The organism is Pantoea sp. paga, from assembly GCF_007558755.1.
Taxonomy (GTDB): Bacteria; Pseudomonadota; Gammaproteobacteria; order Enterobacterales; family Enterobacteriaceae; genus Pantoea; species Pantoea agglomerans.
On the sequence record NZ_VLTF01000004.1, the window covers coordinates 362545 to 376929 of the forward strand.

15 protein-coding genes and 3 tRNA genes are annotated in these 14385 nt (G+C 55.2%); 10 read left to right on the plus strand and 8 right to left on the minus strand.

Annotation, left to right across the window (positions count from 1 at the left end; all coding sequences use genetic code 11):
* Positions 1-88: 88 nt before the first annotated feature.
* On the plus strand, positions 89-1333 hold the full coding sequence (gene amiC, locus FOV68_RS14290; RefSeq protein ID WP_010248623.1) for an N-acetylmuramoyl-L-alanine amidase AmiC: 1245 nt from the start codon (positions 89-91) through the stop codon (positions 1331-1333).
* A gap of 110 nt (positions 1334-1443) precedes the next feature.
* Here amiC and FOV68_RS14295 read toward each other — a convergent pair.
* The 3 genes from FOV68_RS14295 to FOV68_RS14305 form a co-directional block, all read right to left on the minus strand.
* A tRNA-Met gene (locus FOV68_RS14295) sits at positions 1444-1520 on the minus strand.
* 54 nt (positions 1521-1574) lie between these two features.
* Positions 1575-1651: transfer RNA gene (locus FOV68_RS14300), tRNA-Met, on the minus strand.
* A gap of 65 nt (positions 1652-1716) precedes the next feature.
* Positions 1717-1793, minus strand: a tRNA-Met gene (locus tag FOV68_RS14305).
* A 203-nt stretch (positions 1794-1996) separates the two neighbouring features.
* On the opposite strand from FOV68_RS14305, the gene mltA reads away from it, so the two are divergent.
* Both mltA and tcdA read left to right on the plus strand, forming a co-directional pair.
* Positions 1997-3145: a murein transglycosylase A gene (mltA, locus tag FOV68_RS14310; protein WP_064703528.1), complete on the plus strand. Its 1149-nt coding sequence runs from the start codon at positions 1997-1999 to the stop codon at positions 3143-3145.
* A 48-nt stretch (positions 3146-3193) separates the two neighbouring features.
* Positions 3194-4006 (plus strand): tRNA cyclic N6-threonylcarbamoyladenosine(37) synthase TcdA, encoded by an 813-nt coding sequence (gene tcdA, locus FOV68_RS14315; protein ID WP_033786744.1) that lies wholly within the window; start codon positions 3194-3196, stop codon positions 4004-4006.
* Here the strand turns inward: tcdA and csdE are convergent.
* The gene (gene csdE, locus FOV68_RS14320) at positions 3985-4440 is read right to left on the minus strand and encodes a cysteine desulfurase sulfur acceptor subunit CsdE (protein WP_064703526.1); all 456 of its coding nucleotides are present in this window, start codon (positions 4438-4440) and stop codon (positions 3985-3987) included. The genes tcdA and csdE overlap by 22 nt on opposite strands.
* 2 nt (positions 4441-4442) lie before the next feature.
* A complete protein-coding gene (gene csdA, locus FOV68_RS14325) occupies positions 4443-5651 on the minus strand; it encodes a cysteine desulfurase CsdA (protein ID WP_143991098.1) in 1209 nt (402 codons plus the stop codon).
* Positions 5652-5860: 209 nt separating this feature from the next.
* On the opposite strand from csdA, the gene FOV68_RS14330 reads away from it, so the two are divergent.
* The 4 genes from FOV68_RS14330 to rlmM all read left to right on the plus strand — a co-directional run bounded on the left by FOV68_RS14330 (position 5861) and on the right by rlmM (position 8875).
* Positions 5861-6085 (plus strand): YgdI/YgdR family lipoprotein, encoded by a 225-nt coding sequence (locus FOV68_RS14330; RefSeq protein WP_010248613.1) that lies wholly within the window; start codon positions 5861-5863, stop codon positions 6083-6085.
* Between the two features lie 333 nt (positions 6086-6418).
* A complete protein-coding gene (locus FOV68_RS14335) occupies positions 6419-7336 on the plus strand; it encodes a transcriptional regulator GcvA (protein ID WP_003854641.1) in 918 nt (305 codons plus the stop codon).
* 50 nt (positions 7337-7386) lie between these two features.
* Positions 7387-7782 carry a DUF423 domain-containing protein gene (locus tag FOV68_RS14340; RefSeq protein ID WP_010248611.1) on the plus strand — a complete coding sequence of 132 codons (396 nt, stop codon included), beginning with the start codon at positions 7387-7389 and terminating at the stop codon, positions 7780-7782.
* Entirely contained in the window at positions 7775-8875 is a 1101-nt protein-coding gene (gene rlmM, locus FOV68_RS14345; RefSeq protein WP_143991099.1) for a 23S rRNA (cytidine(2498)-2'-O)-methyltransferase RlmM, read from the plus strand. The genes FOV68_RS14340 and rlmM overlap by 8 nt, the downstream gene beginning before the upstream one ends.
* 24 nt (positions 8876-8899) lie before the next feature.
* On the opposite strand, the gene xni is transcribed toward rlmM, so the two are convergent.
* The 3 genes from xni to queF all read right to left on the minus strand — a co-directional run bounded on the left by xni (position 8900) and on the right by queF (position 12069).
* Positions 8900-9655: a flap endonuclease Xni gene (xni, locus tag FOV68_RS14350; RefSeq protein WP_143991100.1), complete on the minus strand. Its 756-nt coding sequence runs from the start codon at positions 9653-9655 to the stop codon at positions 8900-8902.
* 34 nt (positions 9656-9689) lie between these two features.
* Positions 9690-11054 (minus strand): nucleotide 5'-monophosphate nucleosidase PpnN, encoded by a 1365-nt coding sequence (gene ppnN, locus FOV68_RS14355; RefSeq protein ID WP_010672144.1) that lies wholly within the window; start codon positions 11052-11054, stop codon positions 9690-9692.
* A gap of 169 nt (positions 11055-11223) precedes the next feature.
* Positions 11224-12069 carry an NADPH-dependent 7-cyano-7-deazaguanine reductase QueF gene (gene queF, locus FOV68_RS14360; protein WP_031594510.1) on the minus strand — a complete coding sequence of 282 codons (846 nt, stop codon included), beginning with the start codon at positions 12067-12069 and terminating at the stop codon, positions 11224-11226.
* A gap of 62 nt (positions 12070-12131) precedes the next feature.
* On the opposite strand from queF, the gene syd reads away from it, so the two are divergent.
* From syd to truC, 3 genes are all read left to right on the plus strand, one after another.
* Positions 12132-12680: a SecY-interacting protein gene (syd, locus tag FOV68_RS14365; RefSeq protein ID WP_143991101.1), complete on the plus strand. Its 549-nt coding sequence runs from the start codon at positions 12132-12134 to the stop codon at positions 12678-12680.
* Between the two features lie 587 nt (positions 12681-13267).
* Positions 13268-13597, plus strand: a complete 330-nt coding sequence (locus FOV68_RS14370) for a YqcC family protein (protein WP_031594512.1) — start codon at positions 13268-13270, stop codon at positions 13595-13597.
* Positions 13597-14376, plus strand: a complete 780-nt coding sequence (truC, locus tag FOV68_RS14375) for a tRNA pseudouridine(65) synthase TruC (RefSeq protein WP_143991102.1) — start codon at positions 13597-13599, stop codon at positions 14374-14376. Before FOV68_RS14370 ends, truC begins: the two co-directional genes overlap by 1 nt.
* The last annotated feature ends 9 nt before the right edge of the window (positions 14377-14385 follow it).

Consider the following 14385-nt stretch of genomic DNA (forward strand, 5'->3'; position numbering starts at 1 on the left):
GTGACATCATGCTGCGGATTGGATAAAGTTTTCGCCGCCATTTTAGTAACTGGCGCTTTTTTAGACATTACACAGCAGCTGGAGCGGCATGTCAGACGTTAATTCCCATTTTTCACGCAGACGATTTTTACAGGGGACGGGCGCCTTACTGCTGTTAAGCGTCAGCCGGACAGGGTTGGCGGCGAAGAACCACATTGTGGCGGTGCGTATCTGGCCCTCATCGACCTACTCGCGGATGACGCTGGAGTCCAATGTCGCGCTGAAGTACAAGCAGTTTGCGCTGAGCAATCCCGAACGCCTGGTGATTGATATTCAGGGCCTGCATCTCAATCCGGTTCTGAAAGGGGTAGATAAGCAGGTTCGGGTCGACGATCCCTTTATTAAAAATGCCCGAGTCGGTCAGTTCGACAGCAACACGGTGCGCGTGGTACTGGAATTAAAGCGCAACGTCGCGCCGAAGATCTTTAATCTCTCGCCGGTCGCCGGGATCAATCACCGGCTGGTGGTCGATCTCTATCCGAGCCAGAACCAGGTTGAGGACGATCCACTGCTGGCTCTGCTGAAAGATTATAACCAGGGCGATCTGGAGAAAGATGAAGGGGTGCAGGCACCCTTACCCGGCAAAGCGGGGCGCGATCGTCCGATCATTATCATGATCGATCCCGGTCACGGCGGGGAAGATCCGGGCGCGCACGGCAAATATAAGACCCGCGAGAAAGATATTGTGCTGAAGATTGGACGGCGACTCAAAGCGCTGATCGATAAAGAGTCCAATATGAAAGCCTATATGACGCGTAATGAAGATGTCTTTATTCCGCTGCGGGTCAGAGTTGCTAAAGCCCGTAAACAGCGTGCCGACCTCTTTGTGTCGATCCATGCGGATGCTTTTACCAGTCGCGCGGCACGCGGCTCTTCAGTGTTTGCCTTATCAACCAGCGGTGCCACTTCGGCGGCAGCCCGTTTCCTGGCTCAGACTCAGAATGAATCAGACCTGATTGGTGGCGTCAGCAAAAGCGGCGACCGCTATCTCGATCACACCATGTTCGACATGGTGCAGCGCCAGACGATTCATGACAGCCTTAAATTCGGCAAAGAGGTGCTGCATCGCATGGGGCGCATCAACCATCTGCACAAACGCACCGTGGATCAGGCCGGATTCGCAGTGCTTAAAGCCCCTGATATCCCGTCAATTCTGGTCGAGACGGCGTTTATCAGTAATGTGGAGGAGGAGCGTAAGTTGCGAACGACCCGTTACCAGCATCAGGTGGCAGAGGCGATTCTGAACGGCATCAAAGCGTATGTGGAGAGTGGGGCGGCGCTGGCCCATCGGTAAAAGAGTGCGGGTAGCCGGGCTATCCGCGCGCTTTTCAGGGCAGAAAGAGGCTGAAGCGGCTTTTGGGAACGTCAGAAACAAAAAAACACCCTTTCAGGTGTTTAAATGATTGGTTGCGGGGGCCGGATTTGAACCGACGACCTTCGGGTTATGAGCCCGACGAGCTACCAGGCTGCTCCACCCCGCGTCCGTATCATACTTTTTTCACATTGTGACTTCTGTAAAACAACTGCAGAAGTATTGGTTGCGGGGGCCGGATTTGAACCGACGACCTTCGGGTTATGAGCCCGACGAGCTACCAGGCTGCTCCACCCCGCGTCCGTATTGCTTCTATTACTTTTACTTCTCACATTGTGACTTCTGTAAAACTGCTGCAGAAGTATTGGTTGCGGGGGCCGGATTTGAACCGACGACCTTCGGGTTATGAGCCCGACGAGCTACCAGGCTGCTCCACCCCGCGTCCGTGGAAGCGCACTATACTCTCCGCGCTAATTCATGCAACCCCTTTTTGCAGATAAAAGCCAAATTAACAGCCAGTTGCTGAAGGATTCAACCATCTGGTTAATTATTAAACTGATATGCGTGACGTCTGAGCGGATGCATTTCATTCTGTCGGGGGCTTTGCTATCGTCGCGGGGCGAACAGTTATAAAAAGAGAAGATAATGAAATCACATTGGGTGAAGTATGCACTCACTGGCGCGTTAATTACGCTGCTGGCGGCCTGTAGCTCCAAACCGACCGATCGCGGTCAGCAATATAAAGATGGCAAACTGGAACAACCGCTGGCGCTGGTGAATCAGCCCAATGCCAAAGGCGCACCAGTTAATGGCAGAGACTTTGGCGAACAGGTCCGTCAGATTCAGTCCGCCTCATCCGCCCTGTATAGTCGTCAGAACGGCACCTATAGCGCGATTGAGAGCTGGCTGATGGCGGGTGCCGATACCCGACAGCTTCGTCAGTATGGGCTTAACGCCTGGCAGATGGAGGGAACGGATAACTACGGTAACGTGCAGTTCACCGGTTACTACACGCCGGTAGTAGAAGCGCGTTATACCCGTCAGGGTGAATTCCAGTATCCCATCTACCGTATGCCTCCGCGCAAACGCGGAGAAAAATTACCGAGCCGCGCCTCTATCTATAGTGGCGGACTCGATGACCGCTACATCATCGCCTACAGCAATTCCCTGATTGATAACTTCATGATGGATGTGCAGGGCAGTGGTTATGTCGACTTTGGCGATGGCCGCCCGATGACCTTCTTTGGTTACGCCGGTAAAAATGGCTGGGGTTATCACAGTATTGGTAAAGAGCTGATCGATCGCGGTGAAGTGAAGCGCGAAGATATGTCGATGCAGGCGATTCGTCAGTGGGCGCAGGAGCACTCACCGCAGGAGGTCCGTACGCTGCTGGAAACCAACCCATCATTCGTCTTCTTTAAGGCTGAGCCATTTACGCCGGTGCGCGGTGCCAGCGCAGTTCCGCTGGTGGCGAAAGCCTCCGTTGCGTCTGACCGCTCAATTATTCCGGCGGGCACCGTACTGCTGGCTGAAGTGCCGCAGTTAAATGAGAAGGGCAAATTCAACGGCAAATATGAGATGCGGCTGATGGTGGCACTCGACGTGGGTGGCGCGATTAAAGGCCAGCACTTTGATATCTATCAGGGTATCGGCCCGGACGCCGCGCATCTGGCGGGCTTCTATAATCACTACGGACGCGTCTGGGTAATTAAAGCCGCGCCGGGTGCCGGACAACCGCTGTTCTCCAGCCCGCAAAACGGTAATAATGGTTCACTGCTTCTCGGCGCTAACTAACTTCTTCTCTGCGGGCCTTCGGGCCCGCACGACGTAACAGGTTCAACTATGAAAGTGTTAAATGACGCCTGGCATCAGCGCTTTGGCGGCACGGCGCGTCTCTATGGCCAGGATGCGCTGCAACGTTTTGCTGACGCACACTTCTGCGTCATCGGTATTGGCGGTGTCGGATCCTGGGCGGCGGAAGCGCTGGTGCGCACCGGGATTGGTAAAATCACCCTGATTGATATGGATGATGTCTGTATTACCAACACCAACCGACAGCTTCATGCGCTGCAGGGCAACGTCGGCAAAGCTAAGACGGACGTGATGGCAGAACGGCTGCGTGCGATTAATCCTGACTGCGAAGTGATCTGCATTGATGACTTTATTACGCCAGAAAACACCGCCGAACTGATGGCAGCCGGTTTCGACTATGTGATCGACGCTATCGACAGCGTGCGACCGAAAGCGGCGCTGATCGCCTGGTGTCGCCGGAATAAGATCCCGCTGATCACCACCGGTGGCGCGGGTGGGCAGATCGATCCCACTCAGATCCAGGTCGCCGACCTGGCGAAAACTATCCAGGATCCGCTGGCGGCGAAGCTGCGCGAACGACTGAAAAGCCTGGGCGTGGTAAAAAACAGCAAGGGCAAGCTTGGCATCGACTGCGTCTTTTCTACCGAAGCGCTGGTCTATCCGCAGGCTGATGGCAGCGTCTGTGCTTCACGCAGCACAGCGGAGGGGCCAAAGAGAATGGATTGCACATCCGGCTTTGGCGCGGCCACCATGGTGACCGCCACCTTCGGCTTTGTTGCCGTCTCGCATGCGCTGAAGAAGTTTCTGGCGCGTGCTGCCCGTCAGGACGCCGTCAGCGCCTGACGCGCGGCGTGCTCCACTGCGGCGGCCAGCGCCTGCAGGCCGCTGCTGCGGGAGGCACTGAGCTGGGCGCGCAGGCCCAGTTCATCAAAGAGTTTTAAGGGATCCATTGCCAGCAGCTGTTGCGGCGTCTGGCCCTCAACGGCGGTCAGCAGCACGGCCAGCAGACCGCGCACAATACGTCCTTCACTGTCACCATAGAAATGCAGCGTGCCATCCTCGCATAACTGGCTGCCCAGCCAGACCCGATTTTCACAACCGCTCAGTTCAATTTCCGCTGTTTTCAGTTCCCCGGCTAAGTCAGGCAACTGGCGGCTCAGCTGGATCAGCTGACGATAACGATCTTCCCACTGATGAAAGCGGCCAAAGCTCTCTTTAAGACTGGCAACGGTAATCTGTTCGCCAAACGGGTGCGGCGCTAACAGCGATGAATGCATAATCAAAACTCCGATAACAGCGAGATGGCGCTCTTCATGGCGCGCACCAGCGCATCAACATCCTGCAGATTATTATAGGGTGCAAAAGAGGCCCGCAGCGTGCCGCTGACGCCCAGCGCCGCCAGCAACGGCTGCGCGCAGTGCTGGCCAGCGCGCAGGGCGATTCCCTGCTCAGCGAGCAGCGTCACCAGATCGCTGTGATGCAGGCCAGCGAATTCAAATGCCAGCAGGCTGGCATTTGAACAGCGGAAGCTGCGGAAACCGGGTAATTCCGCCAGTTGCTCTTCCGCCAGCGTCGCAAGATGCTGACTCCAGCGCTCCGCTTCGGGCAGATCGTACTGCGCCAGCCAGCTCAGTGCTGCACTCAGGCCCACCACGCCCGCCACATTCGGGGTGCCAGCCTCAAAACGCCACGGCACCGGCTGCGGCGTGAATCCGCTGAAATCGACATCCGTTATCATCTTACCGCCGCCCTGCCAGGGCTCCATCGCCTCCAGCAGTTCCGCTTTACCATATAACGCGCCAATGCCCATCGGGCCGTAAATCTTATGGCCGGAAAAGGCGTAAAAGTCGATATCCAGCGCCTGTACGTCAGGCGGGCAATGCACCACGCCCTGTGCGCCATCGACCATCACTTTCGCGCCTGTGGCGTGAGCGAGTGGGATCGCCTGAGCGAGTGCGGGACACCCGCCGGTGACATTCGACATCTGACCGACCGCCAACAGGCGGGTTCGGCTGTTGAGCAGGGCGGGGAGCAGGCTGATATCCGGCAGGCGATCCGCGCCTAACGGCCATTTTACGACGCGGGCTCCGCACGCCTGCGCAGCCATCAGCCAGGGCACCAGGTTGGCGTGGTGTTCTGCCTCGCTGACCACAATCTCATCACCAGGCTGTAAGCGCGGACGCAGCCAGCTGTTTGCCACCAGGTTTATCGCTTCGGTGGTGCCGCGCGTCCAGACAATCTCACGATCGTCAGCGGCGTTAAGCCAGCGGGCAACCTGGTTGCGCGCCTGCTCATAGCGATGGGTTAAGGCCTGGGCGGCGGCAAACTGGCAGCGATGGACTGTACCCGCGCTGAGGCTGTAAAACTGCTGCGTGCTGTCAATGACGGCCTGCGGCTTCAGCGTGGTCGCTGCGCTGTCGAGATAAACGCCTGCGTCGGCGAGTGCGGGAAACTGCTGGCGAAATGCGGTGGGATTGAATGCGGTCATGCCTGGTCCATGATAAGAAAAATTAGGACCACACTGAAAGAATGGTCTGCGTCTGGCAAAGCTGGGAAAGCGCGTTATGCTGAATATTGCAAGGTTTGAACCAAACCCGCATAACGATCGGACGTTTACTAGTCGATCTCACTTATCGGCTGCCTCTGGTTAGCGTAACGCGGGTGGTTTGATGCAATCAATCTACAAGGAGATAGCAGATGAAAAAATTAACCGCAGTACTGGCCGTGTGTACCCTGGCTTTTACCCTTAGTGCCTGTTCAAGCAATTACGTGATGCATACCAATGATGGTCGCACCATTGTGGCTGCCGGCAAGCCTAAAGTCGATAACGATACCGGCATGATCAGCTATAAAGATGCGAATGGCAACGAGCAGCAAATCAACCGCTCTGATGTCAAAGAGATGGTAGAGTCTGGCAACTAAGCAGCAAAAAAAAGCACCGCAATTTGCGGTGCTATTTAAAAATCACTATGGACAGACAGGGTAAATCTACAGGAATTAAGAGTTCGATCCGCAATCGTCGGATCAAAAATTGCAAACACAACATCACGACCACAAGCCAAAAGCTTTCAGAAAATCTGCGAACTCACTCACAAATCTAAAAACTTTTCGTTCCGGCTCAGGAAGTGCGGCAACTATAGGTATTTGCTGGAGGTTCCTCAACGGACAAATTATAATGCCTCGGATTAAAAATTCTAATACGTAAACGCTTTGTATAAGCCAGCGTATTTTTTGCCGATCCGGATACGGAAAACCATGTCGAAACGCCTTCCTCCTCTCAACGCACTGCGTGTTTTTGATGCAGCTGCACGCCATTTAAGCTTTACCAAAGCCGCAGAAGAGCTGTTTGTCACCCAGGCTGCTGTAAGCCATCAGATTAAATCTCTGGAAGATTTTCTGGGGTTAAAGCTATTTCGCCGGAGGAATCGTTCGCTATTACTGACCGAAGAAGGACAAAGCTACTATCTCGACATCAAAGAGATTTTCTCGGCAATCAACGAAGCGACCCGCAAACTGCAGGCGCGCAGCGCCAAGGGGGCACTGACCGTCAGTTTACTTCCGAGCTTTGCCATTCAGTGGCTGGTTCCCCGCCTCTCCAGCTTTAATATGGCTTATCCGGGAATCGACGTGCGTATCCAGGCGGTTGACCGCGACGAAGAGAAACTGGCCGACGATGTCGACGTGGCGATTTTTTACGGTCGGGGTAACTGGCCCGGCCTGCGGGTTGAAAAACTCTATGCCGAATATCTGCTGCCGGTCTGTTCACCGTCGCTGATGACGGGGGATAATCCGCTGAAAACGCCGATGGATCTGTCGCGTTTTACTCTGCTGCATGATGCCTCCCGCCGGGACTGGCAATCTTATATCCGGCAACTGGGCCTGCAGCATATCAATGTGCAGCAGGGGCCAATCTTCAGCCACAGCGCCATGGTGTTGCAGGCGGCGATTCATGGTCAGGGCGTGGCGCTGGCGAATAACGTCATGGCGCAGAGCGAAATAGAAGCCGGGCGATTAATCTGCCCGTTTAATGATGTATTAGTCAGTAAAAACGCTTTTTATCTGGTTTGTCATGACAGTCAGGCAGAACTGGGTAAAATAGCCGCCTTCCGACAGTGGATCCTGGAAAAAGCTGCAACCGAACAAGAAAAATTCCGCTTTCGCTATCAACAATAACATATTGATTTATTTGCATTCAGATGCAAAAGGACTCTGAGGATCGGTTAATGTCCAGTCGTGCCATGTTTGTTTTTTCGGCTATCAGCGGATTTCTGCTGGTGGCTTTTGGCGCATTTGGTGCCCACGTTTTGAGTCAGTCGCTTGGTGCGGCTGAAATGGCCTGGATTCATACCGGGCTGGAATATCAGGCTTATCACACCTTAGCGGTGATGGGGCTGGGGGCTGCGATGTTACGCCGCGCCAATATCTGGTTTTACTGGAGCAGTGCGCTGATGGCGCTCGGCACCGTGCTGTTTAGTGGGAGCCTCTATTGTCTGGCGCTGTCACATCTGAAGTTTTGGGTTTTTATCACACCCGTGGGCGGGGTCTGTTTCCTCGCCGGTTGGGTATTGATGTTGATTGGCGCGCTGCGTCTTAAACGAAAGGCAGAACGCCATGAATAAAGTTTTACTCTATTGTCGTCCCGGTTTTGAAAAAGAGTGTGCGGCGGAAATCAGCGCCAAAGCGGCTGAACGTGAAATCTACGGCTTTCCACGGGTTAAAGATGACTCCGGCTACGTGCTGTTTGAGTGCTATCAGTTTGAAGATGCCGAGCGGCTGGCACGTGAGTTGCCGTTTGACGAGCTGATTTTTGCCCGTCAGATGCTGGTCGTCGGCGAAATGCTGCGTGACCTGCCGCAGGAAGATCGTATTACCCCGATTGTCGGCATGCTGACCGGCGTAGTGGAAAAGGGCGGCGAACTGCGTGTTGAAGTGCCAGATACCAACGAAGCCAAGGAGCTGACTAAGTTCTGCCGTAAGTTCACCGTGCCGCTGCGCTCGGCACTGCGTGAAAGCAAGATCCTGTTGAATTATGAGAGCCCGAAACGTCCGGTCGTGCATGTGTTTTTCATCGCACCGGGCACCTGCTACGTCGGCTACTCCATCCGGGAAAACAGCTCGCCGTTTTACATGGGTATTCCACGCCTTAAGTTCCCCTCCGATGCGCCAAGCCGTTCCACCCTTAAGCTGGAGGAGGCGTTTCACGTCTTTATCCCTGCGGATGAGTGGGATGAGCGTTTAGCCAGCGGCATGTACGCCGTGGATCTCGGTGCCTGTCCGGGCGGCTGGACCTATCAGCTGGTTCAGCGCAGCATGATGGTGTATGCGGTGGACAACGGACCGATGGCACCGAGCCTGATGGATACGGGCCAGGTGATGCACGAGAAAGCAGATGGCTTTAAATTCCGTCCGCCACGCACCAACATCAGCTGGCTGGTGTGTGACATGGTGGAGAAGCCGGTGCGCGTGGCTAACCTGATGACCGACTGGCTGGTTAACGGCTGGTGCCGTGAAGCGATCTTCAACCTTAAGTTGCCCATGAAAAAGCGCTATGAAGAGGTGACGCAGAATCTGGCCATGATGCAGGAACGATTTGATGATAATGGCATTAACGTGCAGATTCGCGCCCGCCAGCTTTATCATGACCGCGAAGAGGTGACGGTACATGTGCGCCGAATCTGGGCGGCTGCCGGTGGTCGTCGCGACGAAAGTTAATCGCCGGGCTGAGTGCAGGGGCACTCAGCCGGTATAACGCAGCGTATTCAGATTGCCCTGCAATACCAGATCCTGCTTCAGGGTTGCGACCTGACGGCTGATCTCTGCCATCTGCTGACCCTCAGCGAGCTTCTCCCGCCATCTGGCTGGCACCTGATCCAGTTGCTGATAGATCCCTTCAAGCGTGTGAAACTCTGTCAGCAGCTGTTTCGCGCTTTTCGGACCGATGCCGGTGATGCCCGGAATTTTACTGCTGCTGATGCCGCACAACCCCCAGTAGTCGGGTAGCCGCTGTGGTGCCACACCAAATTCAGCCTCGATAAAAGGCAGATCAAGCCAGCGTTTCTGGAAGTAGTCGCGGATGCGGATCTCGGGTGCCAGCAGCTGACAGTAGCCTTTGTCGGTTGAAACAATGGTGGCCTGATGTCCGGCCTGAGCCATTTTCACCGCCAGCGTCGCCGCTAAATCGTCCGCTTCATCCTCGCCCGCTATCCAACAGCTTACGCCTGCGGCGCGAAAGGCCTCCTGTAACGCCGGCATCTCTGCCTGTAAATCGTCTGGCATCGGCGGGCGACCGCTTTTGTAATCGGGTAGCAGCTGATGACGCCAGCCCTGATGACGTGCTTCGCCATCAAACACCGCCACCGCATGAGTCGGATGGGCGTGACCCAGTATCTGGCGCAGCGCAGCCTTGCAGCCTTCGACACAGGGTGAACCCTGTACCGCATGCAGACGGCGAATCAGATTCAACGCGTCAACAATAACAAGATGAAGAGCCATGAGAGTATGGGCAGCCCGGGGGCTGCCTCCTGGTTTATTTGATAATTTCGTAGCAGGGAATGTAGGCGGTGCCTGGCAGTTTCATGCGTTGCTGTGCAACGAATCCCTGAAGCAGCTCATCCATGCGGTGCATGATGTCGGGGTCGCCATGCAGTTTGTAGCGTCCCTTCTCACGGATTTCGCGGATGCCCATCTCTTTGACGTTACCGGCTACGATACCTGAGAAGGCGCGGCGCAGGTCAGCAGCCAGCTTTTCGGGTGGCTGATTGGTGTAGAGATTGAGATTCGCCATGTTTTCATGGGTTGGCAGGAACGGCACCTGCAGATCGGGTTCAATGCGAATCGACCAGTTAAAGCTGTAAGCATCGCCGGTTTCGCGACGATTCTCTTTTACCTGCGGCATCGCTTTCTTCATCAGACGCGCCACTTCGGCTGCATCGTTAATGATGATCTGATAATGCTTACGCGCCTGTTCGCCCAGCGTGTTAACGATGAAATCATCCAGCACGCGGAAGTAGTCGGCGCTCTCTTCCGGCCCGGTCAGGATCAGCGGTAATACCTGATCGCTGTTCTGCGGATTCATCAGGATGCCCAGCAGATAGAGCAACTCTTCTGCGGTCCCTACGCCGCCCGGGAAAATGATAATGCCATGGGCGATGCGCACAAAAGCTTCCAGACGTTTTTCGATGTCCGGCATGATGATCAACTCATTCACCAGCGGATTCGGCGGTTCAGCCGCAATGATGGAGGGTTCGGTCAGGCCGATAAAGCGGCTGTCACGATAGCGCTGCTGAGCATGGCCTACGGCGGCCCCTTTCATTGGCGCTTCCATCACGCCCGGCCCGCAGCCGGTACAGATGTTCAGTTCACGCAGTCCAAGCTGAGTTCCGACATTGCGGCAATACTGGTACTCAACGGCGTTGATCGAGTGACCGCCCCAGCAGACCACGGTGTTGGGATACTCGCCGATATGCAGCGCCCGCGCGTTACGCAGAATGGAAAACACGGTGTTGGTGATAGTGGCGGAGTCATTTTCTTCAGCCGCAGTGAACCGACCCGGCATGTTGAGCTGACCGCTGACAAACAGGATGTCACGCAGCACCGCAAACAGGTTAGCCTGCAGTGAACGGATGATGCGGCCATCCACAAACGCCTCCTCCGGTGGATTGATCAGCTCCAGTTTGACGCCGCGCTCACGGCGCAGCACATTGATGTCGAAATTTTCAAAGCGGGAGAGCAGCTCCTGGCTGCTGTCAGTCTGGCTGCCGGAGTTAAGCACGGCAAGAGAGCAGTTGCGAAACAGCTGGTAGAGGTCGCTGCTGGCTGTGCGCTTGAGCATATCGACTTCCAGCTGTGAAAGCAGATCCATCGAGCCAAGAGGGCTGATATGGGTAATCAAATGAACTCCTTTACACCCGCCTGGGTGCGTGTTGGCACTGCAACGGCAGTGACGAAAATCCCTGGTCGGCAACCCGCAGGTAGCCGCCATCACCAGAGTAGCCTTGTCGGCCCGCACAGCTCAAGCGGAACTGCGCTTAGTGCACGCAGCCTGCGAGAAGTCTCGCAAACTACTGACGGACCAGCCGCGAAAAACCGGGCGAGAAGGGCACATTGGTGCGCCATGGATTGATATCCAGCCCGCCACGACGGGTGTAGCGTGCATAGACCGTCAGCGCTTCCGGATGACAGAAACGCATCACATCATTAAAAATGCGTTCGACACACTGCTCGTGAAATTCGTTGTGCTGGCGGAATGAGACCAGATAGCGCAGCAGCGCTTCACGGTCGATACGCGGGCCTTTATAACGAATCATCACGGAGCCCCAGTCGGGCTGATTGGTAATCAGACAGTTTGACTTGAGCAGGTGGCTGACCAGCGTCTCTTCAACGATTTCGCTGCCCGCAGCATCGGCCAGATAGTCAGCATTGAAGCGATAATCCTCTATTGCGATATCCTGCTCATCAATACAACACCCCTCAAAATGGCCGATGGGCTGACCTTCCACTTCATTGAGACGGAACAGCGCGACCCGCGCTTCACCTTCAGCACAGGCACTCAGGTCCCGCTCCAGCGTCTGACGAACCTCGCCCCAGTCGGCAAAGCGGGTCTGGTTGAAACTGTTAAGATAGAGCTTGAAGCTTTTGGACTCGATAAGGTTGCGGCTCTGCGCATTGAGCACCACTTCGCCAACGGCAACCTGTGGCAGACCTTTGCTGTTGAGCCACGAGAGTTCATACAGGGTCCAGATATCACTGCCGGTAAAGGGCAGGCTGTCGGGAAACAGACCAAGGGGTTCACGATTCAGGCTGCGCGGCACCGCCTGCAGTAAGCTGTTGTCATAATGATCGTGATAGGCTGTGGGTTTGCCCAGCGTCAGGTTGCTGAGTGCCTGATCCTGTTCGTGTGTAGTCATTGCGGTTACCACCAAAATTAATCAAAGTGGCTAAGTGTAACCCATCAGAAGTGAGAATATGAATGATGCAGCAAACTGCCGCCGCGTTGCGCGACTTTTCCACCCGATACTGCCAGCACTGGCTTCAGCAGGCCGGGCATGCGCCGGCCAGCAGCGATCTCTTTGGCGTACCTTCGCCCTGTGCCCTGGAGGATCGCGATCAGCAGGTCGTCTGGCAGCCGCAGCCTTTTACTCTGCCACAGACGCTGGATGCGGTTGAGCGGGCAATCGACATCCAGCTCCAGCCGCAGATCACGGCTTTCTATACCACGCAGTTTGCCGGGGATATGCAGGCCAGTTTTGGTGAGAATCAGCTGACACTCTTACAGGTCTGGAGTGAGGATGATTTCCTGCGGCTACAGGAGAATCTGATCGGGCATCTGGTGATGCAGCGCCGCCTTAAACAGTCGCCTACGCTGTTTATCGCTACCACCGAGTCAGAACAGGAGATCATCTCGCTTTCTAATCTCAGCGGCGAAGTGATTCTGGAGCAGCCTGGTGGTAAACAGCGTGTGAAATTAGCGGAAACGCTTGAGATATTTCTTAAGTCATTACAACCGGTTATCATCTGAGTTGCAGTGATTTGCCCCTGATCTTGTGAGACATCTCTTACATGTGCTGTGAGAGATCGCTATATAACAGGTGAGCCTTCCGGAAGGCTGAGATGTAAAAATATTGTGAATCATCAACTTAATGGCGTTTATCTGAATTTACGCCGCACATTTCGTAAAGTTCTGCTGTGAGTACCTTGTGCGCGTAACGAGTTCTGTCAAAATGTTTCGCACTGCAGGAAGCTCAGGAAAAAGATATCGTCAGGATGATGATAAGCCATGAGGCAGGAACGTAACGGAGCTTACGGCACACGGAAGGTTTCAGGACGAAACAGGATAGCTCAGGATTGAGCAAGGGACACCTCCAGGATGGAGAATGAGAACCCCCTCAGAAGAGGTGGTGGGCCAGGATGCTAAGGATACATCAGGACGATGCGCGACAGGAGTTCGCACTGGACAAGTTGTCATGGAAGAGCAGGGAGCATTAACGTGGCGGGATGGCTGCAAACGAACCGGGAGCACTGTTTATACAGTGCTCCCTTTTTTTGTGCCTGTGCCAACTAGTGATATGCTTGCCGCCCATTTTTGACTGCTCACGGAGGTGGCGCATGACGCCTGAACAACTAATTACGCAACGGCTGGAACAACTGGAAGCGGTGATGCGTGAGCACCATCTCTGGCAGAGTACCCCGCCGGCCGAGGGGGCGCTCGAGAGCCGTGAACCCTTTTGCCTGGATACGCTGGAGCCGCTGCAGTGGCTCCAGTGGGTGTTAGTCCCGCGGATGCATGCCCTGATTGCGGCCCGACATCCGTTACCACAAAATTTTGCCGTGGCCCCCTATTATGAGGTGGCTCTGGTGCCTGACCAGCCGGGTATTGCAACGCTGTTGCTGACCCTGCGTCAACTTGATGCGTTAATCACGGATGCTGCCCACTGATGCTGGAGATACTCTATCAGGATGAGTGGCTGGTTGCCGTCAACAAGCCCAGCGGCTGGCTGGTTCATCGCAGCTGGCTGGATCGCCATGAAACGGTGTTTGTGATGCAGACCGTTCGTGATCAGATTGGGCAGCATGTGTTTACGGCACATCGTCTCGACAAGCCCACGTCAGGGGTACTGCTGATGGGGCTCTCCAGTGAAGTCGGACGTCTGCTTTCCCTGCAGTTTGAACAGCACCAGATGCAGAAAACCTACCACGCTGTGGTTCGCGGCTGGCTGGAGAGCAGCGGGACGCTCGATTATCCGCTGGTGGAAGAGCTGGATAAAATTGCCGATAAACACGCCACGGAAGCGCGCACCGCACAGCCCGCGGTCACCGATTATCAGTCACTGGCAACGGTCGAGATGCCGATCGGCATTGGCCGTTATCCCACTTCGCGTTATAGCCTGGTTGAACTGGCCCCTAAAACCGGTCGCAAGCATCAGTTGCGTCGTCATATGTCACACCTGCGTCATCCGATTATTGGCGATTCGGCGCACGGCGATCTGCGTCAGAACCGGGGTGCTGCCGAACATTTTGGCGCTAACCGCCTGATGCTGCACGCCAGCAGCCTGGCATTAACTCATCCGGTGACCGGTGAACCGTTGTTGCTTCGCGCCGGACTGGATGGCGTCTGGCAGAACCTGATGAACCAGTTTGGCTGGCAGGATCGCATTCCTGAGGTGCCGCGGGTTGAGTTTGACGCACCGCCAGGACAGGATAACGTTTCAGAATAACGGAGAAAG

Bases quoted from the DNA above. Each gene is read 5' to 3' on its own strand.
- amiC (WP_010248623.1), top strand. From the start codon at position 89: ATGTCAGACGTTAATTCCCATTTTTCACGCAGACGATTTTTACAGGGG.
- FOV68_RS14335 (WP_003854641.1), top strand. From the start codon at position 6,419: ATGTCGAAACGCCTTCCTCCTCTCAACGCACTGCGTGTTTTTGATGCA.
- truC (WP_143991102.1), top strand. From the start codon at position 13,597: ATGCTGGAGATACTCTATCAGGATGAGTGGCTGGTTGCCGTCAACAAG.
- syd (WP_143991101.1), top strand. From the start codon at position 12,132: ATGATGCAGCAAACTGCCGCCGCGTTGCGCGACTTTTCCACCCGATAC.
- csdA (WP_143991098.1), bottom strand. From the start codon at position 5,651: ATGACCGCATTCAATCCCACCGCATTTCGCCAGCAGTTTCCCGCACTC.
- FOV68_RS14370 (WP_031594512.1), top strand. From the start codon at position 13,268: ATGACGCCTGAACAACTAATTACGCAACGGCTGGAACAACTGGAAGCG.
- queF (WP_031594510.1), bottom strand. From the start codon at position 12,069: ATGACTACACACGAACAGGATCAGGCACTCAGCAACCTGACGCTGGGC.
- rlmM (WP_143991099.1), top strand. From the start codon at position 7,775: ATGAATAAAGTTTTACTCTATTGTCGTCCCGGTTTTGAAAAAGAGTGT.
- FOV68_RS14340 (WP_010248611.1), top strand. From the start codon at position 7,387: ATGTCCAGTCGTGCCATGTTTGTTTTTTCGGCTATCAGCGGATTTCTG.
- FOV68_RS14330 (WP_010248613.1), top strand. From the start codon at position 5,861: ATGAAAAAATTAACCGCAGTACTGGCCGTGTGTACCCTGGCTTTTACC.
- csdE (WP_064703526.1), bottom strand. From the start codon at position 4,440: ATGCATTCATCGCTGTTAGCGCCGCACCCGTTTGGCGAACAGATTACC.
- xni (WP_143991100.1), bottom strand. From the start codon at position 9,655: ATGGCTCTTCATCTTGTTATTGTTGACGCGTTGAATCTGATTCGCCGT.
- mltA (WP_064703528.1), top strand. From the start codon at position 1,997: ATGAAATCACATTGGGTGAAGTATGCACTCACTGGCGCGTTAATTACG.
- tcdA (WP_033786744.1), top strand. From the start codon at position 3,194: ATGAAAGTGTTAAATGACGCCTGGCATCAGCGCTTTGGCGGCACGGCG.